Source organism: Rhodococcus olei, assembly GCF_039540555.1.
Classification (GTDB): Bacteria; Actinomycetota; Actinomycetes; order Mycobacteriales; family Mycobacteriaceae; genus Rhodococcus_G; species Rhodococcus_G olei.
The window spans coordinates 17,980-40,310 of sequence record NZ_BAABFB010000034.1 but is presented as its reverse complement, the minus strand read 5'-3'; the positions used below and the strand labels follow the sequence as shown (position 1 = coordinate 40,310).

The 22,331-nt window shown below is 70.5% G+C and carries 13 protein-coding genes; 4 read left to right on the top strand and 9 right to left on the bottom strand.

What is annotated here, in order from left to right:
* The 4 genes from ABD951_RS11030 to ABD951_RS11015 all read right to left on the bottom strand — a co-directional run.
* Positions 1-8,394 (bottom strand): non-ribosomal peptide synthetase (locus tag ABD951_RS11030; protein WP_345344629.1); only part of this gene is annotated, 8,394 nt, incomplete at its 3' end.
* A gap of 690 nt (positions 8,395-9,084) precedes the next feature.
* On the bottom strand, positions 9,085-9,825 hold the full coding sequence (locus tag ABD951_RS11025; protein WP_345344627.1) for an SDR family NAD(P)-dependent oxidoreductase: 741 nt from the start codon (positions 9,823-9,825) through the stop codon (positions 9,085-9,087).
* The gene (locus ABD951_RS11020; protein WP_345344625.1) at positions 9,822-10,844 is read right to left on the bottom strand and encodes a phosphotransferase family protein; all 1,023 of its coding nucleotides are present in this window, start codon (positions 10,842-10,844) and stop codon (positions 9,822-9,824) included. Before ABD951_RS11020 ends, ABD951_RS11025 begins: the two co-directional genes overlap by 4 nt.
* Complete coding sequence (locus tag ABD951_RS11015) at positions 10,844-12,049, bottom strand: acyl-CoA dehydrogenase family protein (RefSeq protein ID WP_345344623.1); 1,206 nt, start codon at positions 12,047-12,049, stop codon at positions 10,844-10,846. The genes ABD951_RS11020 and ABD951_RS11015 overlap by 1 nt, the downstream gene beginning before the upstream one ends.
* A 217-nt stretch (positions 12,050-12,266) precedes the next feature.
* Here ABD951_RS11015 and ABD951_RS11010 point away from each other — a divergent pair, with 217 nt between their 5' ends.
* Positions 12,267-13,136: a TetR-type transcription factor C-terminal domain-containing protein gene (locus tag ABD951_RS11010; RefSeq protein WP_345344621.1), complete on the top strand. Its 870-nt coding sequence runs from the start codon at positions 12,267-12,269 to the stop codon at positions 13,134-13,136.
* A 71-nt stretch (positions 13,137-13,207) separates the two neighbouring features.
* On the opposite strand, the gene ABD951_RS11005 is transcribed toward ABD951_RS11010, so the two are convergent.
* Entirely contained in the window at positions 13,208-14,101 is an 894-nt protein-coding gene (locus ABD951_RS11005) for an SDR family oxidoreductase (RefSeq protein WP_345344619.1), read from the bottom strand.
* Positions 14,102-14,296: 195 nt separating this feature from the next.
* Here ABD951_RS11005 and ABD951_RS11000 point away from each other — a divergent pair, with 195 nt between their 5' ends.
* Positions 14,297-14,584, top strand: a complete 288-nt coding sequence (locus ABD951_RS11000; RefSeq protein ID WP_345344617.1) for a DUF1496 domain-containing protein — start codon at positions 14,297-14,299, stop codon at positions 14,582-14,584.
* A 65-nt stretch (positions 14,585-14,649) separates the two neighbouring features.
* Here the strand turns inward: ABD951_RS11000 and ABD951_RS10995 are convergent, their stop codons facing one another.
* On the bottom strand, positions 14,650-15,117 hold the full coding sequence (locus ABD951_RS10995; protein ID WP_345344615.1) for a MarR family winged helix-turn-helix transcriptional regulator: 468 nt from the start codon (positions 15,115-15,117) through the stop codon (positions 14,650-14,652).
* A 116-nt stretch (positions 15,118-15,233) separates the two neighbouring features.
* Here ABD951_RS10995 and ABD951_RS10990 point away from each other — a divergent pair, with 116 nt between their 5' ends.
* On the top strand, positions 15,234-16,694 hold the full coding sequence (locus ABD951_RS10990) for an MFS transporter (protein WP_345344613.1): 1,461 nt from the start codon (positions 15,234-15,236) through the stop codon (positions 16,692-16,694).
* A gap of 187 nt (positions 16,695-16,881) precedes the next feature.
* Positions 16,882-17,934, top strand: coding sequence for a DUF6777 domain-containing protein (locus ABD951_RS10985; RefSeq protein WP_345344611.1), 1,053 nt, complete (start codon positions 16,882-16,884; stop codon positions 17,932-17,934).
* A 39-nt stretch (positions 17,935-17,973) separates the two neighbouring features.
* On the opposite strand, the gene ABD951_RS10980 is transcribed toward ABD951_RS10985, so the two are convergent.
* The 3 genes from ABD951_RS10980 to ABD951_RS10970 form a co-directional block, all read right to left on the bottom strand.
* Positions 17,974-18,732, bottom strand: a complete 759-nt coding sequence (locus ABD951_RS10980) for a FadR/GntR family transcriptional regulator (protein ID WP_345344609.1) — start codon at positions 18,730-18,732, stop codon at positions 17,974-17,976.
* A 91-nt stretch (positions 18,733-18,823) separates the two neighbouring features.
* Positions 18,824-19,576 (bottom strand): ABC transporter ATP-binding protein, encoded by a 753-nt coding sequence (locus tag ABD951_RS10975; RefSeq protein ID WP_345344607.1) that lies wholly within the window; start codon positions 19,574-19,576, stop codon positions 18,824-18,826.
* Positions 19,573-22,314, bottom strand: a complete 2,742-nt coding sequence (locus ABD951_RS10970) for an ABC transporter permease subunit (RefSeq protein ID WP_345344605.1) — start codon at positions 22,312-22,314, stop codon at positions 19,573-19,575. The genes ABD951_RS10975 and ABD951_RS10970 overlap by 4 nt, the downstream gene beginning before the upstream one ends.
* Between the last annotated feature and the right edge of the window lie 17 nt (positions 22,315-22,331).

Below are 22,331 nucleotides of genomic sequence, written 5' to 3'. Positions count from 1 at the left end.
CACCGGCGTCTTCTGCAACACCACATCCGACTCGCCCAGCCCGTACTCGGCCTGCATCCACACCAGACGATTCACGATCGCCGCGTGCGACACCGCCACACCCTTCGGCCGGCCCGTCGACCCCGACGTGAAGATCACGTACGCCGTGTTCGACGCGCGCAGCGACGCAACGCGCTCCGCGTCCGCGACGGGGGTGGGATCGAGGGCGGACACATCCACGGCGTCGACGCACAGCACCGTCCGACCGTCCGGGGCCGTGAACTCGTCCCGGGCCGTCGAGAGCACGCACACCACGTCGGCGGTCTCGAGGATGTGCCCGATGCGGTCGGCCGGCTGGTCGGGATCGACCGGCACATACGCACCGCCTGCGGCCTGCACGGCATAGATCGCCACCAGCAGATCCACCGAACGCCGCATCGCGACCGCGACCAGCGCCTCCGGACCGACACCCAAGGAAATCAGATGCCGTGCAAGACGATGCACACGCGAAGCGAACTCCGCATAGGACAGCGACACGCCCTCGAACGACAACGCCACCGCGTCCGGCGTGCGCGCCACCTGGTCGTCGAACAGCGACACCAGGGTTCCCGCGGGAGTCTCGTGGGCGGTGTCGTTCCATCCCACCAGCACCCGCTCGCGCTCGTCGGACGCGAGCAACTCGATGTCGCCGACGGTCGTTGCCGCGTCGGTGACCACCGCCTCGAGAATCCGCTCGAACCGGCGCGCGAAACCTTCGACGGTCGACCGGTCGAAAAGGTCGGTCGCGAAGGTGAACTCGGCGGACAGGCCGGCGGGAGCGCCCTGCTCGTCGAGGCGCTCGTTGACGTCGAGCTGCAGGTCGAACTTGGCGACCTGCTCGTCGAACGGCAGTTGCGCGACCCGCAGGCCGGGCAGTTCGAACGCGGTGGTGCCCATGTTCTGCAGCGAGAGCATCACCTGGAACAGGGGATGCCGGGCCGTGGAGCGCGCGGGGCTGATCACCTCGACGAGCCGCTCGAACGGCACGTCGGCGTGACCGAAGGCACCGAGGTCGGCGTCTCGCGCGATGTCCATCAGCTCGGCGAAGCTGTTGGCGGGGTCGACCTCGGTCCGCAGCACGAGGGTGCCGACGAACATGCCGATCACGTCGTCGAGGGCCTGCTCTCCGCGGCCCGCGATCGGGGTCCCGACGGCGATGTCGGTGGTGCCGCTCAGCCGGGAGAGCAGCACGGCGAGCGCGGCGTGCAGGACCATGAACAGGGTGCCGCCCTGCCGACGCGCGAGATCGCCCAGTGCGGCGTGCAGGGTCGCGTCGACCTCGAAGGAGTGCGTGGCACCCAGGTACGACGCGACCGCGGGGCGGGAACGGTCGCCGGGCAGGTCCAGCTGATCCGGAAGGCCGGCAAGGGCGGACTTCCAGTATTCGATCTGCTGGGCGATCAGCGACTCGGGGTCGGTTTCGTCGCCGAGGATTGCCCGCTGCCACAACGCATAGTCGGCGTACTGAACGGGCAGCGGCTGCCAGCCGGGCTCCGCGCCCGCGGTCCGCGCCGAGTACGCGACCATCACGTCGCGGGCAAGCGGCGACATCGACCAGCCGTCGGCACTGATGTGGTGCACGACGAGCGCGAGCACGTGCTCACCCTCGCCGAGTTCGTACAGTGCGCCCCGCACCGGCACCTCGGTCGTGACGTCGAATCCTCGGGAGAGCAGCTCCACGAGGTGGGTGGGCAGTTCCCGCTCGGTGCACCGAATCCGGACCAGACCCGACGCCACGTCGGCGGGGTCGAGAACGACCTGGCGGGGGCCGTGGTCCCCGTCCGGGTAGACGGTGCGCAGCACATCGTGCCGGGCGACGACGTCGGCGACCGCGGCGGCGAGCGCGTCGACGTCCAGGTCGCCGGTCAGGCGCATGGCCATCGGGATGTTGTAGACGGTCGACTCCGTGTCGAACCGGTTGAGGAACCACATCCGCTGCTGGGCCAACGAGAGCGGCAGCGCGTCGGGGCGGGCGATGCTGCCGAGTTCGACGCGCCGTCCGGCGCCGGCATGGGTCTGCGCCCATGCCGCGAGAGCGCCGACGGTCGAGGCCTCGAACAGGACACGGACCGGGACGGTGGTGTCGAGGGCGGCGCCGACCCGGGCGACCACCTGTGTGGCGATCAGCGAGTTGCCGCCGAGTTCGAAGAAGTCGTCGTCGGCGCCGACCCGCTCCACGCCGAGGACGTCGGCGAACACCGCGGCGACGGTCTCCTCGGCCGGGGTCGCGGGCTCCCGGAAGGGACGGGACTCGAACACCGGTTCCGGCAACGCCGTGCGATCGACCTTGCCTGCCGGGGTCAACGGAATCGCGTCGAGCACGACGACGGCCGCCGGAACCATGTACCCGGGCAGCGTCTCGGACACGAACGCGGTCAGGCCCGCGGGGGTCGGTACCTCGGTACCGACGGTCCGCACGTAGGACACCAGCGCGGTGACCCCGGCCGTGGTGCGGTGACCGACGGTCACGGCGAAGTCGACGGCCTCGTGGGCGGTCAGGGCGGCGTCGATCTCGCCGAGCTCGATCCGGAAGCCGCGAACCTTGACCTGGAAGTCGGATCGGCCGACGTACTCGATGTCGCCGCCGACGGCGGTCCAGCGGACCACGTCACCGGTGCGGTACAGGCGAGATCCGGGTTCCCCGAACGGGTTCGCGACGAACCGGCCGGCCGTGAGCCCGGTCAGGCTGCGGTAGCCCCGAGCCAGCGCGGGACCGGACACGTACAGTTCGCCGGCGACCCCGGCGGGCACCGGCTGTAGCCGCGTGTCGAGGACGACCGCCTGCGTGCCGCGAATCGGGCCACCGATCGTGACCGGGACACCCGGGGTCAGGACACCGGTGATGTTGGTCGCGACGGTGGACTCGGTGGGGCCGTACGCGTTGAACATCGCGCGGCCGGGTGCCCAGCGGGAGACGAGGTCGGCGGGGCAGGCCTCGCCTCCGACGACGACGGCCTCGAGCTCGTCCAGTCCGGTCGGGTCGACCGAACCGAGCGCGGCCGGGGTCACGAACGCGTGGGTGACGTGCGCGGTTCGCAGCAGCTCGCCGAGCTCCGTGCCGCCGTACACGGTCGTGGGTGCGACGATCATCGTGGCGGCCGCTCCGACCGCCATCGTGAGCTCGAGGATCGACGCGTCGAAGCTGGGCGACGCGAAGTGCAGGGTGCGGGACCGGGAGGTCAGCCCGTAGCGGTCGACCTGTTCGGCGGTGAAGTTCGCCAGGCCGCCGTGAGTGACGACGACGCCCTTGGGCAGACCCGTCGAGCCGGAGGTGTAGATCACGTAGGCGGGGTTGCCGATTCGGATCGGGCGCAGCCGATCCCGATCGGCGACCGGATCCGCCGGAAGCGCCGCGATCTCCGCCGCGGTGCCGGGCTCGTCGAGGACCACCCACGTCGTGGCCCCGGGCAGTCCGTTCCGGTGCGCGGCCGCGGTGACGCCGAGCACCGCCCCGGAGTCGGTGACCATGTGGGCGATCCGGTCGGCCGGGTAGCCGGGGTCGACGGGCACGAACGCGGCGCCGGTCTTCGCGACCGCCCAGACGGCGAGAACGGACTCGACCGACCGCGGCAACGCGAGCGCCACGGTCGTCTCTACGCCCGCGCCGCGGGCGATGAGCAGACGTGCGAGCTGTGAGGATCGGGCGTCGAGCTCGGCGTACGTCAATGCCACGTCGCCGCGGACGACGGCCGTCGCGGCCGGGTCGAACGCCGCGGCGGCGGCCATCATGTCGGCGAGGGTGCGCGGCTGTTCGGCCGGCCCGCCCCATCCGGATTCGAGCTCGATCCGTTCCGTGGCATCCAGGATGTCGAGGTCACCGACCGCGACCGACGGCGCCGCGGTCGCGGCGCGCAGCACCCGCTCGAAGCGCGCCGCGATCGCGGCCACCGACTCTTCCTCGAAGAGATCGGTGGCGTAGACGAATTCGGCCTCCATCCCGTTTGCGTCGGGCTGGTCACGCAGGGTCAGCTGCAGATCGAACTTCGAGATGTCGACCTGCACTTCGGCCGCGGAGACGGTCAGCTCCGGCAGTTCGAGGGTGGCGGCACCCATGTTCTCGAACGACAGCACCACCTGGAAAAGCGGATGCCTCGCCGTCGATCGGGCGGGGCTGAGCACCTGGACGAGCCGCTCGAACGGCACGTCGGCGTTGCCGAACGCACCGAGGTCGCGGTCGCGAACCTGCCCGAGGAGGTCCGCGAACGACGCCGCGGGGTCGACCTCGGTGCGCAGCACCAGGGTGTTGACGAACATGCCGACCACGTCGTCCAGCGCTTCCTCGCCGCGCCCGGCGATCGGGGTGCCGATCGCGATGTCGGTGGTGCCGGACAGGCGGGCCAGCACGACCGCGAGCGCGGCGTGCACAACCATGAACATCGTGACGCCGTGCTCGCGCGCGAGCGTGGACAGTTCGTCGCGGAGCTCACCGGGGATCTCGAACCCGACGCGGGCGCCCCGGAACGACTGCACCGCCGGACGCGGCCGATCGGTCGGCAGGTCGAGCTGATCGGGCAGCCCGGCCAGGGTGTCCGTCCAATAGCGGATCTGCTTGGCGGACAACGACTCCGGGTCGTCCTCGGATCCGAGGACGGCGCGCTGCCAGAGGCTGAAGTCCGCGTACTGAACACGCAGCGGCGCCCATCCCGGAGCGACTCCCTCGACGCGTGCGGTGTACGCGGTCATGACGTCGCGAGCCAGCACCGCCCAGGACAGGCCGTCGGCGGCGATGTGGTGGACGACGAGCGCGACGGCCAGCTCCTCCTTGGAAACCTCGAAGAGTCCGACCCGGACCGGGATCTCGTCGCTGACGTCGAATCCGGTGGACGCGAACTCGACCAGGCGGGTGGCGAGCTCGTTCTCCGCCACCGTCTCGGCGACGATGTCGAGGTCGACCTCGGCGACGGGGAGCACCACCTGGTGGACACCGGCCGCGGATTCGGGGAACACGGTCCGCAGCGACTCGTGGCGTCCGAGCACGTCGAGCAGTGCCGCGCGCAGAGCCGCGACGTCGGTGCGACCCGAGAGCCGGACGACGAGGGGCAGGTTGTAGGTCGCGGCGCTCGGGTCGTACTGGTTCAGGAACCACATCCGCTGCTGGGCGAGGGAGAGCGGCACCCGCTCGGGGCGCGGTCCCGCGGCGAGGGGTACGCGCTGGTCACCGGCTCGGGCCGCGGCCTCGGCACGGGCGGTGAGTGCTCCGACGGTCGGGGCCTCGAACAGGGTTCGCACACCGATCCGGATGCCGAATGCGGCACCCGTCCGGCCGGCGACCTGGTTCGCGATAAGAGAGTTGCCGCCGAGTTCGAAGAAGTTGTCGTCGAGCCCGACGCGGTCGACGCCGAGGACGTCGCCGAAGATGCCGGCGACGATCTCCTCGGCCGGGGTCCGCGGTGCGCGGTAGGCGTCCAGTCCGGACGCGAACACCGGCGCCGGCAACGCCTTTCGATCCAGCTTGCCCGACGCGTTCAGCGGGAACTCCTCGAGCACCACGACCGCCGACGGCACCATGTACGCCGGCAGCACCGCACCCAGCCCCGCCCGCACCGCGTCGGCATCGACAACGGCACCGACCGACGGCACCACGTATCCGACCAACCGCTCGACACCATGATCGTCCGAACGCACCACCACCACCGACTGCGCAACCGACCCCTCGGCCAGCAACGCCGCCTCGATCTCCCCGAGCTCGATCCGCAGACCCCGCAACTTCACCTGGAAGTCCGTGCGCCCGAGGTAGTCCAGTTCCCCCGAACCGTTCCACGACACCAGGTCCCCGGTCCGGTACATCCGCTCCCCGACCGCGAACGGGTTCGCGACGAACCGATCCGACGTCAGGTCCGTCCGCCCCACGTACCCGCGGGCCAGCTGCACACCCGCCAGATACAACTCACCCGGCACACCGACCGGCACCGGCTCGAGACGAGCATCGAGCACATACGTCCGCGTGTTCCACACCGGTGCACCGATCGGCACCGACACCTCGTCGGCGACGGTCGCCTCGTGGAACGTCACGTCCACGGCCGCCTCCGTCGGGCCGTACAGGTTGTGCAACCGCGCCGCAGGCAGCACCTTCCGCAGCGTGGCCGCCGTCGCCGCGGGCAACGCCTCACCCGACGCGAACACCCGCACCAACGACACGGCCTCCGCCGCAGAACGCTGTACCGAACACCCCGTCGCTTCGCTCGCCAGAGCAGCCACGAACACCGCCAGCATCGACGGCACGAAATGCGCCGTCGTCACCGACTCACGAGCGATCACCTCGGCCAGATACACCGGATCCCGATGCCCGTCCGGCACCGCGACCACCAACCGCGCACCCACCTGCAACGGCCAGAACAACTCCCACACCGACACGTCGAATGTCACCGGCGTCTTCTGCAACACCACATCCGACTCGCCCAGCCCGTACTCGGCCTGCATCCACACCAGACGGTTCACGATCGCCGCGTGCGACACCGCCACACCCTTCGGCCGACCCGTCGACCCCGACGTGAAGATCACGTACGCCGTGTTCTCCGGACGCACCACCGCCGGCCGCTCCGACGCCCCGATCGGAGCACCCGAATACCCGGACACGTCGACCCGATCGAGAACCAGCACGGGCCTCTCCCCCGGCACCGCCAGACCGTCACGCGACGACGTCACAACACACACCGGCGCCGCGGTGTCGAGAATGTGCCCGACCCGCTCACGCGGCTGGTCCGGATCCACCGGCACGTACGCACCACCGGCGGCCTGCACCGCGTAGATCGTCACCAGCAGATCGATCGACCGCCGCATCGCCACCGCGACCAGCGACTCCGGACCGACACCCACCGACATCAGATGCCGTGCAACACGATTCACCCGTTCCGAGAACTCCGCGTACGTCAGCGACACGCCCTCGAACGACAGCGCCACCGCTCCCGGCGACCGCACCACCTGCTCACCGAACAACGACACCAACGTCGCCTCGGGAACATCGCGATCCGTCGCATTCCACTCCGAAACGACGGTCTCCCGCTCGAGGGCGGTCAGCAGGTCGAGGCCCCAGACCCTCGTGTCTCCGTCCGCCGAGAGGAACTTGTCGAAGAACCCGAGGAAACGCGAATGATGTTTGCGTGCTTCGTCATCCGTGTACAGGTTGGGGTTGGTCTCGAAGTCGATGTGAGTCCGGGTCCCGGCGACGCTCTGATAGAAGTTGACCGCCAGGTCCTCCACGGTTCCGGTGGACAGGACGTGGAACTCGCCGACCACCGGGCCGAGGCCGACCTCGTCGTGGAAGAGCATGATGTTGACCAGCGGCCCGAGCAGGTCGCGCTGCATGTTGGTCCCCGCGGTGTCGCGGCGGATGTCCTCGTGCCGGTACCGCTGGTGACGCAGCGCCCCCGTGACCGCGGTCTGCACCGACGCGAGGAGTTCGGTCACGGTGGTGCCCTCACCGACGTGCAGGCGCAGGGGCAGCACGTTCGAGAGCATGCCACCGGAATTCCGCATGATGGCGGTCGTTCGCGCGGTCACCGGAAGGCTCAGGACGACGTCCTTCTTGCCGGTGGACCGGGCGAGGTAGCCGGCGAACGCCGCGATCAGCATCCCGGACGGCGACGAGCCGTGCCGCGCGACGGCCCGGTCGAGGGCGGACGCGGACTCGTCCGACAGGGCGGCGCTGGCGACACCGTTGACGGTGGCGGGCGCGGCGGTCCGCGAGACGAGACTCGTCCCCTCCTCCATGCCGGCGACCTGCCCGGCCCAGTACTCGCGGTCCGTGGCGAACCGCGAGCTCTCCCGGTAGCACAGCTCCGACTCGTACAGGCTGCGCAGCGTCCACACCTTGCCGGGCCGGATGTCCTGGTTCTCGAGCAGCGCCGTGTACACCTCGGCGACCCGGTTCATGTAGGTCATCGCGCCGAATCCGTCCAGCGCGATGTGGTGGACACGCGAGTACCAGAAGTACCGGTCGTCCTCGATCCGGATCGAGGCACCGGCGATGAGCCGGTCGTGGAGCAGGTCGACCGGGGTCGCGAAATCGGCCCGCATCCAGTCCAGCGCGGCCCGGACCGGGTCGTCCTCGTCGCGCAGGTCGACAACCTGGACGTGATCGACGATGGTGCGGTCGACGATCTGGTGGGGCACGCCGTCGATCTCGGTCAGGCGGAGGTACCCGGTCTCCATCTCCTGCGAGGCGATGATGCACGCGTGTTCGAGCACTGCCGCGTTGAGCGGTCCACGCAGATCGACGTACTGCGCGATGTTGATCGGAACCTCGGGGTCGACGTGCTGGGCGTACCACATGCCCAGCTGCGCGGGCGACAGCGGGAAGACGTCGATCTGCTCGACACCGTCGGCCTGGATGGTGCTGTCGAAGTCCGTGCTGTCGAAGCCGTCGATGGCAGTCAACTGATACCCCTGTTTCCGGAACGTGTCACCGGTTCCCACAACCACTTCGGCACCACGGGCCGGTCGTCACGGGCGCAGCCCGGTTCACGACAGCACGGCGAACCGAAGTGGGTCACATCAAGTAAGGAAGCCGCTTGCAGCGGCGCGCGTACGCGCGAAGAGCGCCAGATCTCGGTGATGGGCGCAGCCGGCGCTACCCCTTCGCCCGGTTCGCCGGTACCTGCATCGACTTCGGCGAGCGCGGGAGGAAAGGCGTCGACACCCGCCCGGCGCCGGCGGTGGTGGAACACAGCAGATGGTGTCCGTCGCTCCATTGTGTGCTCACAGATCGCCCTCCCGAAAGACAATCATCCCGCCGGTCGCGGCGGCCTTACCGATCACGACGGGGCGGTTGTGACCCATCGCACGTGGCAACTTACCGCGTGGATCACGTCCGCCGAGGAGGTTTCGGGACTTCCTTCGACAAGCGTCCAAGTTCGAATTGTTCGAACGGCCCGATTCGGCCGGACCGAGGGGATCGACCACCCCGAAACTCGATGTTTTCCCTGGTGAAAGCGTTGAACCCGCAACGAACAGAGCGTTCGTTGCGGGTCACAGCAAGGTTGTTGTCAGGTCACAGTTCGTGACCTGGCCTCACAAAGGCGATGTTGACTGGGGGTTTGCGCGCCCACCGGAACGTCCCGTGTGGACTCAGGCGCACAGGCCGTTCGTGCCGCCGCGGGTCACCACCACGTTCGGCACCACCGCACGGGCGGAGAGCCGCAGCAGCGAGTCGACGAGCTCGACGATGTCGTCGACCTCGAGCATCTCCTCGGCCGGGATCCGGTCGCGGATCCAGGCGCTCATGTCGGTGTCGACATACGCCGGCGAGATCGCGGTGGCGCTGACGCCGTTGCCCGACTCCTCCGCATTGAGCGTCGCGACCAACGAGATCAGGGCGGCCTTGGTGGCGCCGTAGACGGCCAGCCCCGACTCCGCGTAGACACCGGTGATCGAGGACAACGCGACCACCTTCGCGCCACGCCCCGGGTCCGCGGCCGCCCCTGCCCGTAGCAACGGCAGGCACTGCTGCAGCAGCAGGAACGGGGCCCGCAGGTTCACGTCGAGGGTCTTGTCGAACCTGCGCATCGGGAAGTCCGCGACCGTACCGGCCGTTCCGACGCCGGCGTTGACGATCAGCGCCTTCATCGGCCCCAGTGCCTCCGCGTGCCGGGCCACGAGCCGCTCGATCGCGTCCGGATCGGCCATGTCGCCGGCGACGGCGAGCACCCGGGGTGCGCCCGCGTCGCGCAGGGACCCCGCGACCTCCTCCAGCCGCTGCTCGTCGCGCGCACTGATGGTCAACGAATACCCCTGGGAAGCAAGACGGTTCGCAACTCCCAGACCGATGCCACGGGACGCGCCGGTGACGAGCGCGGTCCGCCCGCTCACGCTCCGACCCCCGCGAGCGCCCGCAGACCCGCCGCCATGAACTCCCCGGTCGCCTCCGCCGCACGGGCGGCGCCGCTGCCCGCGTCCGAGCCCTGCAGCGCCCGGTGCGTGATGCCCTCGCCGATCACGCCGAGCTTGAAGTTCGCCAGTGCCAGGTAGAAGTTCCAGTCCCCGAGGTCACGGCCCGACGCGGTCGCGTAGGTCTGCGCCAGGTCGTCCGCCGACGGCAGCCGCGGGCTCGTCCACGCCGCCTGCGATCCGAGCACCAGGTCGAACACCGGCGCGCGGTACACACACATCAACGCGGCGTCGGTGAGCGGGTCGCCGAGTGTGGACATCTCCCAGTCCACAACCGCCCGGACCGTCGTGGGATCGTCGGCGTCGAGGATGGTGTTGTCGATCCGGAAGTCGCCGTGCACGATCGACGCGGCCGAGCTCGACGGGATCGCGTCGGCGAGCCTTCCGTGCAGCCGGGTCACGTCGGGCAGCTCGCGCGTCTTGACCCGCTCCCACTGCCCGGCCCACAGCTTGACCTGGCGCGCCACGAAACCGTCGGGCCGGCCGAACTCGCCGAGCCCGGCGGCCCGGTAGTCCACCGCGTGCAGGTCCGCCAGCACCCCGACCAGCGCGTGCGCGGAGTCCCGGACCTCGGTGTCGGACAGGGCCGCGAGGTCGTCCTGGTCGCGGATCACCCGGCCGTCGACGAACTCGACGACCGTCATCTGGGCGCCGAGCGCGACGCCGGCCTCGTCGAACGCGACCGTTCGCGCGACCGGAACCGACGAACCCTGCAGCGCACTGGTCACACGGAACTCGCGCGCCATGTCGTGAGCGGAGGGCGTCAACCCGCTGGTGGGCGGCCGGCGCACGATCCAGGTGTGTCGGCGGTCGGCCGCCCTGAACGTGAGGTTCGAGCGGCCACCGCTGATCAGATCGACGGTCAGCTCGCCGTCGACGTCGACACCGCTGTCGATCAGAAAACGCCGCAGCGCAGCAACATCCATACCGGGCAGACTCATCAGGACTCCTTCAGGGCACGCTTGGCTGCACCGATGACACGCTTGGCCAGCGCCCAGCGGTGAACCTCGGACGGGCCGTCGTAGACCCGGAAGGGACGCACCTCACGAGAGAGGCGGGCGAGCGGGAGATCGCCCGACACCCCCATCCCGCCGCACATCTGGACGCTGCGGTCGACGATCCGGAAGATCGCCTCGGCCGCAAAGGTCTTCGCGATGGCGGTCGAGTTCGCGGCCTTGTCGCCCTGGTCGAGCTCCCAGCACGCGCGGGTCAGCAGCGCACGCGTCGCCGCGATGTCGATCTCGTTGTCCGCGACCATCTGCTGGACCATGCCGAGGTCACCGAGCTTGCCGCCGAACGCCTCCCGCTTGGCGACGTACTCGACCGCGACGTCGTGGCCGCGACGGGCGGCGCCGAGCCACCGCATCACGTGCGTCATCCGCGCCGGACCGAGCCGCACCTGGGCGTACTCGAACCCGCGGTCTACCTCGCCGAGCACGGCCGAGTCCGGGACGAACAGATCCTCGAAGAACACCTCGCAGTGACCGCCGAGCATGGACTTGTCGAGGGTGTCGATGTGGCGGCCGACGCGGATGCCGGGGGCGTCGGCGGGGGCGAGGAACATCGTGGCGCCGCCGCGGTCGCCGGGCTCGCCTGCGGTGCGGGCGAAGATGATGAAGAACCCGGCACCGTCCGCACCGGTGATGAACCACTTGTGGCCGTTGATGCGCCAGCCGCCGTCGGCCTTGACGGCGCGGGTGCTCAGCGCGGACGGGTCGGCGCCCGCGCCAGGAGCCGGCTCGGTCATCGCGAAGGCGGACCGAACGTCACCGGCGGCGAGCGGAGCGAGGTACTGCTCCCGCTGCTCGGGGTTGGCGATGTGGGCCAGCATGTGGACGTTGCCCTCGTCGGGAGCGGCGATGTTCAGTGCGGTGGGCCCGAACAGGGAGTAGCCGGCCGCTTCGAACACGGGCGCGCGATCGGACATGTTCAGGCCGTGGCCACCGAACTCGCCCGGGGCGTGCGGGGCGAACACGCCGGCGTCCCTCGCCGCCTGCTGCAGCTTCACCCGGATCTCGTCGCCGCCCGCCGCGGCGATGTCGCCGCCGTGTGCGTCCTCGATCGGCAGGACATGGTCGCGGACGAACACGCGGGTCCGCTCGACCAGCGCCTCGACATCGGGCGAGAGGGTCAGGTCGATTGCCACGGCAACTCTCCTCGGTCGAATTCGAAATGCCGAACGATCGCTCGGCCTGCAGTCAGGGTGCCACACACGCGAGGAGTAGGCAATGACACCATCATTTGACCGACGATCCCACCGCAGCGCGAGTTCAGATCTACTGACCCCACCTCAATGTTCAGCTATTCTGAACGCATGACGATGCGACAGACCGGGCGATCGGCAATCTCGACGGGAGGCGCCGATGGGTGAGCCGGCCACGACCCTCGGCGACGCGATTCGCACTGCACGCAGCGCGTGCGCCCTGTCGGTGCGCGAGTTCGCGCGGCGCCTGGGCGTCAGCCCCGCCACGGTCAGCGCCATCGAGAACGGCCGGACCGGCGTGTCGGTCGAGCGGATCAGGGACATCGCCGACGTTCTGGGCACCACGGTGGGCCGCCTGGTCGGCGAACAGCCGTCGTCGCCGGCGCCACCGGTCCCCCGCCCGCCGGTTCCGGACCACCCGGCCACCGCCCCGAGCGGACTGCACTGGCGGACCTTTCCCCCGCTGGAGATCGATCCGGTGCTCGCCGCCGCCATCGGCGCGTTCGTCGACACGGGCTACCACGGTGCGACGATGCGCACGCTCGCGCACCGCGCGGGAATGAGCGTGCCGGGCGTCTACCACCACTACCGGGACAAGCAGGCACTGTTGGTCCGGGCACTCGACCTCACGATGGACGAACTGCACTGGCGGGTGCGGGCCGCACGGAACGAAGGCGAATCGGCAGTCGAACGGGTCGCGCTGATCGTGGAGGCGCTCGCGCTGTACCACACCCACCGCAGGGCGCTCGCGTTCATCGGCGCGAGCGAGATGCGCAGTGTCGAGGAACCGGACCGGTCACGAATCACCGAGTCCCGCAACCATGTCCAGTATCTGCTCGACGAGCAGATCGACGCCGCCGTCCAGGACGGAAGCCTGACCACAGTCCACCCGCGTGACGCGGGCCGGGCCATCGCGACGATGTGCACCTCGTTGCCGCAGTGGTTCCGCGCGGACGGTCCGTCGTCCCCCGAACAGATCGCCACCGAATATGCGCGGTTCGCCCTCGACCTGCTCGGCCACACGCATTGAACGGGGGTTCAGGGGCCGACTCTCACGAGAAACCGGCCCGTGAACCCCCGTTCAGTGGTTGAGCGTGCGGGTCAGGACCGCGGAGTGCCCGCCATGGTCGAGTTCGGGCGTGCCTGCGCGACGAGCGCGGGGATGACCTCGCCGAGCTCGGCCGGATCCCACCGCTCGTTCTTCGAGACGCCCGGACCCGCGACCCACGTCTCGGCGACGCTGATCGAGCCGCCGTGGACGTTGAAGATCCGGCCGGTGATCCCGTCGGACTCCGGCGAACCGAGCCAGACCACGGTCGGTGCGATGTTCTCCGGTGCGGCGGCGTCGAATCCGGTGCGCTCCTTCTCCGCGGCGGCGGCAGCGACGAATCCCTCCAGCCCGGCGGTCATCTGGGTGAGGGCGGTCGGCGCGATCGCGTTGACGGTGACCCCGAGTCGGGCGAGCTCGTCGGCCAGGATCACCGTGAACGCCGCGATGCCTGCCTTGGCCGCGCCGTAGTTCGTCTGGCCGATGTTGCCGTACAGACCGGACGGCGACGACGTGTTGATGATGCGCGGGTGCTCGACCGGCGTGCCGGCCTTGTGCTGCTCGCGCCAGTACGACGCGGCGTGCTGCGACGGAGCGAACGTGCCCCGCAGGTGCACCCGCATGACGTCGTCCCACTGGTCCGCGGTCATGTTCACGAACATCTTGTCGCGCAGGATGCCCGCATTGTTCACGAGTACGTGCAGCGTGCCGAAGGTGTCGATCGCGGCGCGCACCAGCCGGCCCGCACCGTCGAAGTCGGAGATGTCGTCCTTGTTGGCGACGGCCTCGCCACCGAGCGCCCTGATCTCCTCGACCACGGACTCGGCCGGACCGAGATCGTTCACGACGACCTTGGCGCCCTGCCGCGCGAATTCGAGCGCGTGCTCCCGGCCGATACCGCCTGCCGCACCGGTCACGATGACCACGCGTCCGTCGTTGATGCCCATCCCCGTCACTCCTCACTTCGCTCGTCGACTCGGCCGAGCTTCGGCCGGAGGTCACGCTACAAGAGCGGCAGCCGGTCGACAGGGCTACAGGGTGGAACCACATCACCACCCAGGGTCCCTGCCGTTCCGCTCACCAACACCGCACAGTGGATGACAACCCAACCGGGACAGCATGATCCACACAAAGGACCCACGATGATCTCTCGAACCGCCAAGACGCTCGGCGCATCCCTGCTCGTGGCCGCCGGCCTGCTCGGAGCGCAGGCCGCCGTGGCCCACGCCGAAATCCGCACCGCACCCGACGGCACCCAGACCACCGTCTGCGTGTACGACGGCAAGGACTACAGCGTCGGCTCCAAGGTCTACCACCCCGACGGCAGCTACCAGACCTGCCAGTCGGACGGCACCTGGAAGCGGCTCGCTCCGCAGGGCGGCCTGCGGCCCCCGCAGGCGGTCCCGGGCGCGGCGCGGGCACTCGCGTAGCCCGGATCGGCGCGGCCCCGCCACGACACCGTGGTGGGGCCGCGCCTCGTCGTTCGGCGGGGGCGTCAGTCCCGGGGCCAGTGCAGGCCCTGGCGGCGCTCGATCCCCTCGTTGAGCCGACGGAGGAGAGCCACCAGATCGCGGCGGTCCCGCTCGTCCCAGTCGCCGACGAGGGCGTTGATCCCGTCGATGTTGCGAGTGCGGTCCCGACCCAGCGCAGCGAGGCCCGCGGTGGTCGGCCGGAGCCTGCGCGCGGCACCACCGTCGGGATCGGGGATCTTCTCGGCCAGCCCGTGCCGCAGGAGCGCGGCGGTCTGCCGGTTGACCGTGGAGATGTCGAGACCGAACGCGTCGGCGAGCTCCTTGAGGGTCATCGGGTCACTGATCTCGAGCCGGCTCAGCAGAAGGTAGGCGGACCGGTCGAGTTCCTGGGCCGACAGGGACTTGTTCACCAGCGCGGTGTGCCGGGCCAGGAGGGCGATCTCGCGTTCCAGACCGCGCCCCACGTCGACCCGCGTGCCGTCACCGTTCATCACCGCCATTGTGGCATCACACACCTCCGGGCCATGTTGTGCACAATACACATATTGTGTACCGTACACACCCTTGGATCGTGACCCGGTCCGCCACCGACCCGAAGAGGAGACCCGTGACCGCCGTCGATCACCCCGCCGCGCGGAGCACCGACCCCGCCGGGGCGCTGCTCCCCACCCTGGCGTTCGCCGGCATCGTGGTCGCGCTGATGCAGACGCTGGTCGTGCCGCTGATCCACGTCCTGCCGGATCTCCTGCACACCTCGCCGTCGACCGCGTCGTGGGTGGTGACGTCGACGCTGCTGGCCGCGGCCGTGGTGACGCCGGTGGCCGGCCGCCTCGGCGACATGGTCGGCAAGCGTCGGATGATCCTGATCTCGATGGGCTTTCTCGTCGCCGGTTCGGTCGTCTGCGCGCTGAGCACGTCCGTGGCACCGGTGATCGTCGGCCGCATCCTGCAGGGCGCGGCCACCGGCACCATCCCGCTCGGCATCAGCATCATGCGCGACGAGCTGCCCCGCGAGAAGATGGCGTCGGCGGTGTCGCTGATGAGTTCGACGATGGGCGTCGGCGGCGCGATCGGTCTGCCGCTGGCCGCGTGGACCGCGCAGAACTACAGCTGGCACGCGCTGTTCTGGGCCGCGGCGATTCTCGGTGTCGCGGTCGGGGCGGCGGTCGCGGCCTTCGTGCCCGAGTCCCCCGTCCGCAAGCCCGGGCGGTTCGACTTCCCGGGCGCGGTCGGGCTCGCCGCCGGGCTCGTCGCACTGCTGCTGGCGTTGACCAAGGGCGGCCAGTGGGGCTGGACGAGCCCGCTCACACTCGGCCTGATCGCCGCGTCCGTCCTCGTGTTCCTGCTGTGGGGCTTCGTCGAGCTCCGTACCGCCGAACCGCTCGTCGACCTCCGGGTGTCCGCGTCCCGGCAGGTGCTGCTCACCAACGTCGCCTCGGTGCTGGCCGGATTCGCGATGTACGCGACCTCGTTGACGGTGCCGCAGTTGCTGCAGTCACCGCCGGAGACCGGCTACGGACTCGGACAGTCGATGGTCGTCGCCGGCCTGTGCATGGCCCCGGGCGGCATCGTGATGATGCTGCTGTCACCGGTCTCGGCACGGATCACCGGCCGCCACGGCCCCCGGATCACCCTGATGATCGGCACGATCGTGATCGCGTGCGGTTACCTGGTCGGTGCGGTCGCGATGAACGCGATCTGGCAGATCGTGCTGGTGAACATCCTGATCACCGCGGGCATTGCGATCGCCTACGCCGCGATGCCCGCCCTGATCATGGGCGCGGTGCCGCTCCACGAGACCGGTGCGGCCAACGGACTGAACTCGCTGATGCGGCTGGTCGGCACCTCGTTCGCCGCGGCCGTGATGACCGCGGTCCTGTCCACCATGACCAAGCCGTTCGGTCCGACCGAGGTTCCCACCCACGGCGCGTTCGTGACGACCTTCCTGATCGGCGCCGGCGCCGCGCTGCTCGCCCTGGTGGTGGCCGCTTTCATCCCCCGCCGTTCGCCTGCGCCGGAGACCGCCGCCGCGGCGGTCGTCGAGCCCGAACGGAGCGCCGCGCGCTGAGCCCCGGCCGCACCAGCCGCCGGGGTGGTGATCTTCGGGCCGTGCGCCCGGTCGGCGGCGCCGACACCTGATCGGGAAGCCGCTGCGGCACCCGGGTCGCCGGCACCACGTCGGAGTGCGCCCGGACCGCGCCGAGCCGATGTGCGCACGTCGAGCACCACGGCCCGGACGCGCCTACGATGACCGGGTGGCCCCCGACATCGGCGGGCGGACCGCACACCGCGCCCGTCGCCGCGCCGTCGCAACGACCGGCCCACGCCCCGCGTGGCCGGTCACGTCGTTCGCTGTCGGCTGCGCCCTCCTGGCCGTGGCCTCGGTCGCATGCTCCCGGCCTCCCGCCCGCCCCGACCCGGTCGCTCTGATCGCGGTCGTGCAGGACGACGAACAACCCTGGACGGATCGACTGCTGCCCCCGCAGACCCCGACCCAGGTTCCGCCCGGACCCGCGGGCAGCGAACTGCCCGCGGATGTCGCCGCGGGGACCACCGGGGACCGGGCCGGCCTGTACGGCGGCAGCCCCGACCGGCCGCTCTGCGACCGCAGCCGCCTCGCCGACGACCTCGAACGCGACCCGGTCCGGGCGGCGGCGTGGTCACGGGTGCAACGCGTCGACGACGTCCGGGGGTACGTCGACACGTTGACTCCGGTACTGCTGCGGGCCGACACCCGCGTCTCGAGTTACGGGTACGACGACGGTCGCGCGACCCCCCGCGAGGCCGTGCTCGAGGCGGGCACGATCGTGCTGATCGACGACCACGGCGTGCCGCGCGTGCGCTGCTCGCACGGCTCCCCCCTCGGCGCACCCACGTCCCGGGTCGGCCCGAATCCCCACTCGGTCCCGTGGCCGGGATTCGAGACCGACCGCGTGCTCGTGGTGCGGCCGGCCCTCGAGGCGATGGGCGCCGTGTCGGTGGTGGACCTGGCGACCGGCGCGCTGACGACGGTGCCGGTCGGGTCCGGGACCCGTCCGGATCCGGTGCCTGCCGTCGCCCCCGTCGCGACCGGGGCCCCGGTGCCGACGAGGATCGCGCAGGTCGAACAGCCGCCGCGCCGCGAGGTCGTCGAAGCGCCGCCGCCCGCGCCTGCGCCACCGCCACCGCCGCCACCGGCCCCCGAGCCGCCGCCCGCACCGGTCGCGGTCCCGCAGCCGCCCCCACCGCCGCGTCCTGTGGCGCCGCCGCCCGAGATCCGGGTGGAGGTCCCGGGGCTGCCGCCGCTGGTGATCCCGCTCCCGAAGTGAGCACCGCCGGTCACCGTCGGCCGTCGGTGCCGCGTGGCGTCAGTTCAGGACTTCGACCAGCGTGGCCGCGGAGTCGCCGATCATGTACTGCTCGAGCAGGTCCATGTGCTTGCGCCAGTACTCCTGCGCCGCGATGACGTCGCCGCTGCGCATCAGGCCGAGCAACCTCAGGTACGCGCGGTGCGCCGCCCGCGCGGCCGGTTGTCCGCCGTCATCGGTGCCGTGCGCGGCGATGAACAGGGCGTTGTGTGCGTCGATGATGTGCACGAGCATCCCGGCCAGCACGGCGAGGGTCTGATTGCCTGCGAGATCGATCAATGCCTGGTGAACGTCGACGTCGTGCCGGGCGAACGCCTCGGGGTCGTCGACCAGGTCGGCACCCGCGTCGACGAGCGCCTCGAACGTGTCGAGTTCGGCGGCTCGGGACCCGTCGGCGAGCATCCCGACGGCCGTCACCTCCAACGACGCCCGCGCCCGGTACACGTCGACCAGCGGGACGCCCTGGTACTGCAGAAGCAGTCCGGCGTAGCGGGCGGCGGACGACGAATCGGGGGCGAGGACCCGCGCACCACCGTGCGCGCCACGCAGGACGGTGATGATCGCCTCGGACTCGAGGATCCGGAACGCCTCGCGCAGTGTCGGCCGGGACACCCCGAACTGTTCCATCAGCGTGGCCTCGTTGGGCAGCGGGTCACCGACCTTCAACTCACCCGTGATGATGCGTCGACGCAGACTCGCAGCGACCAACTCGCCCGCCTTCGGCACCCGGACGACGGACGACTTCGCTCCCGCTCCCACCACACATCCCCTCGCTGTTCCTCGACGGCGAACCCCACCCACCGGACGTCGCCCAACGGTACAAGTGTTCACCCCGGGGGACGCGCCGCGGTTACCCGGGTGTCTCGTCGCCGGGCGCCGCGGACAGGTACGCCCTCTGCACCGCGTCGAGGTCCGCCGCGATCTCGCCGGCGGTACCTTCGACGATCACCTTTCCGCGGCGCATCACGTACACCCGATCCGCAACCTGAAGCACCTGCCGCACATGCTGTTCGACCAGCAGCACCCCGACGCCGCGAGCGTCGGCCGCCTCGCGCACCACCGCGAGCAGCCGCGACACGATCTGCGGTGCCAGGCCGAGGGACAGCTCGTCGGCGAGCAGCAGCCGCGGGTCGCGGGCGAGTGCCCGCGCCAGTGTGAGCATCTGCTGTTCGCCACCCGACAGCAGTCCCGCGGGGCGCCCGAGCAGGGCCCGCAATTCCGGGAAGATCGCGCACGCGGCGTCGGCCCGGACACCGGCCAGTTTCAGGTTCTCGGCCGCGGTCAACCCCATGATCACCGACCGTTCCTCGGTGACGTAGCTCAGCCCGAGTCGGGCCCGGGACGCCAGCGAGGCACGCCCGTCCGACCCCAGCACCGAGAGCCGTCCCCCGAGCGGTGCCAGTTCCCCGGCCACCGTCAGCATCGTGGTCGACTTGCCGGCACCGTTGGCGCCGATCAACGCGACGACCTCGCCGGCGCGGACGCGAAGGTCCAGGCCCCGGCACACCACCGCGCCGCCGTACCCGGCGTCGAGCCCGGAGCACTCGAGGACGGTCGCTTCGGCCGCGGGTGTCCGCGCCGCTGTGTTCTCGGTGGTGGTCATGGCACGACACCCGTCATCTCGTCGTCGGTACCCAGGTAGGCGGTGCGGACCCGGGCGTCGGAGGCGATCTCGTCCGGCGTGCCCTCGGCGATGACCCGCCCCGCCTCGAGGACGACGATGCGGTCGCAGGTGGACATCACCAGCCCCATGTCGTGTTCGACCAGCAGGACACCGGCGCCGCGGTCGTCGGCGAGACGCCGAATGCACTGGGCCAGTTCCCGGCTCTCGGCCTCGTCGAGGCCCGCCGCGGGTTCGTCGAGCAGGATCACGGACGGGCCGGAGGCGACGGCACGCGCGATCCCGACGAGACGACGCCGACCGTAGGGCAGCTGGTCGGGCATGGTGTTCAGGACGTCGGTGAGTTCGAAGTCGCGGACCGCGGTCGACGCGCTGGCGGGCAGCGGCCGGCGGCCGGGCCACAGCAGGTCCGTCAGCCAGCTCCACCGGGTCGACTCGTCTGCGCCGGCGTGGACGTTGTCGCCGACGGTGATGTCCTCGAACAGCTCCAGGGACTGGAACGAGCGCCGCAGCCCGGCGCGGGAGCGGCGGGCGGTGGACCAACCGGTGATGTGGTGGTCCCCGAGCTCGACCTGTCCCGCACTGGGGGCCACGAACCCGGTGATCGCGTCGATCACGGTGGTCTTGCCTGCGCCGTTGGGTCCGATCAGGCCGACGATCTGTCCGGGCTGCACGGTCAGGTCCACTCCGTCGACCGCGGTCACCCCTCCGAACCGGACTCCGAGGCCGCGCACCGCGAGCGGTGTCGCGGGCACGACCCCCACTTCGTCGCCGCTCGAGAGCTCATGCGCCCGGGATGCTTTCACCCGCGAGGGCAGCGCGGTGAACAGCGGAAGCCCGCGAATCGCGTTGGCTGTCCGGGCGAGCATGTCGGCGATGCCGTTCTGGTTGGTGAGCAGGATGACGATCAGGATCACGCCACCGATCAGTGTCGCGATCGCGCCGCTGCCCGACCCGTCGGACAGCAGCCGGCTGACGAGCGCGCCGGGCCCGAGCAGCGCGCCGACGACACCACCGAGCACGAATCCGAGACCACCGGTCACGGCCTGCACGACGGCGTTGATCGACGCGAACGCGTTGAACTCGACGTAGGTGACGGCGGTGTTGCGCAGCCCCAACAGGATTCCCGCCACCGCGGCGAGGCCTGCCGCGAGCGCGAAGGCGTAGATCTTGACGGCGAACACGCTGATGCCGAGCGAGGCCGCCGCCCGTTCGTTGGTGCGTACGGCGATCAGGCGCCGACCGGTCCGGGACCGACGCAGGTTCGCGACCAGGAGCGCGGACACCGTCAGCACGGTCAGGCACACCAGCGCCCATCGTTCCGGGTGACCGGCCGCGGTGACGTCGACACCGAAGAGCGTCAGTTGCGGAATGCGCACGGAGTTGTCGAGCTTGTCGCCGGTGAGGGCGGGGTTGCCGAACACCATCTCCTGCACGGTGAATCCGAGGCCGAGGGTCACGACGGCGAGGTTGACACCCCGGGTGCGCAGCGCGGGCAGCGCGAACAGCACCCCGACCACGACGACCGCGGCGACGGACACCGCGGCGGCGGGTATCAGCGGCCACCCGGCCTGACCGACGAGCCGCGCCGCGATCAGTGCGCCCAAACCGCCGACGGTGTACTGGGCCAGCGACAACTGGCCGGCGTAGCCGGTGAGGACCACGATCGACAGCAGGAAGACCGCCGCGGCCAGGGTCAGGGTCAGCGACCGCAGCCAGTCGCCGCTGAACGCGATCGCGACCACGGTGACGACGACCGCGATCACGATGCCGGGCCACCGGAGTGCACCGGACCCGAGTCGCGGGAGCCGTTCGGAGACGTGGCTGCGCAGCGGCAGGCCCTTGCCCCGTACGACGAGCACCACCAGGATCACCAGAAACGGCACCGCCCGGTTGACACCGGTCAGCGTCGGCATGTGCAGGAAGTCGCGAATCGAATCCTGGTACAGCACAACCAGGCTCTCACCGACACCGAGCACCAGCCCCCCGAGCAGTGTCAGCGGGAAGGAGCGGAATCCGCCGAGCAGCGCGGCGGCGAGCGCGAACACGGTGACGATGACCACGAACGCGGTCGGCGTCAGCCCGGTCAGCGGCGCGACGAGGATGCCGGCGACACCGGCGAGTGCACCACCACCCGCCCAGGTCAGCGCCGCCAGGCGGTGCGGTGACCAGCCGAGGGCGGCGGCGGCGCGTTCGTTCTCGGCAGCCGCGGTGATCGCCAGCCCGACGCGGGTGAAGCGGGTCAGCGCCCACAGCACCGCGGTCAATCCGACCGCGATGCCCAGCAGGATCAGCCGGTCCTGCTGCACGACGACGTCTCCCCAGTGGTAGGCGTCGTTGGGCAGGAAGGACCGCACCCGAATCGATTTCGAGCCGTAGAACTGCTGGACTCCGGACTGCAGGATCACCAGCAGACCGAGTGTCGCCGCGAGCCGCACGATCGGAGCGGCGTTCGCGAGCCACCGCAGCACCGCCACCTGGAACACGAGCCCGATCGCCGCGGCCACCAGGACGGCCACCACGAAGGCAGGCAGCATGGGCCAATCATGGTCGCGTTGCAGCGTTTCCAGGCACAGGTACGCGGCGACCATCGCGATCGCACCCTGCGCGAAGTTCACCACCCCGGACCCGCGGTAGACCAGCACCACGCCCTGCGCGAGCAGAGCGTAGGCCGATCCACCGCCGAGCCCGAGAATGGCGAATTGCACGAATTCCGTCATCGCCACTCCCCGATCGG

What these genes read in the sequence shown, in the direction of transcription:
- ABD951_RS11020 (WP_345344625.1), bottom strand. Translation starts at nt 10,844, where the DNA reads ATGAGTCTGCCCGGTATGGATGTTGCTGCGCTGCGGCGTTTTCTGATC.
- ABD951_RS11010 (WP_345344621.1), top strand. Translation starts at nt 12,267, where the DNA reads ATGGGTGAGCCGGCCACGACCCTCGGCGACGCGATTCGCACTGCACGC.
- ABD951_RS11005 (WP_345344619.1), bottom strand. Translation starts at nt 14,101, where the DNA reads ATGGGCATCAACGACGGACGCGTGGTCATCGTGACCGGTGCGGCAGGC.
- ABD951_RS11000 (WP_345344617.1), top strand. Translation starts at nt 14,297, where the DNA reads ATGATCTCTCGAACCGCCAAGACGCTCGGCGCATCCCTGCTCGTGGCC.
- ABD951_RS10995 (WP_345344615.1), bottom strand. Translation starts at nt 15,117, where the DNA reads ATGAACGGTGACGGCACGCGGGTCGACGTGGGGCGCGGTCTGGAACGC.
- ABD951_RS10975 (WP_345344607.1), bottom strand. Translation starts at nt 19,576, where the DNA reads ATGACCACCACCGAGAACACAGCGGCGCGGACACCCGCGGCCGAAGCG.
- ABD951_RS10970 (WP_345344605.1), bottom strand. Translation starts at nt 22,314, where the DNA reads ATGACGGAATTCGTGCAATTCGCCATTCTCGGGCTCGGCGGTGGATCG.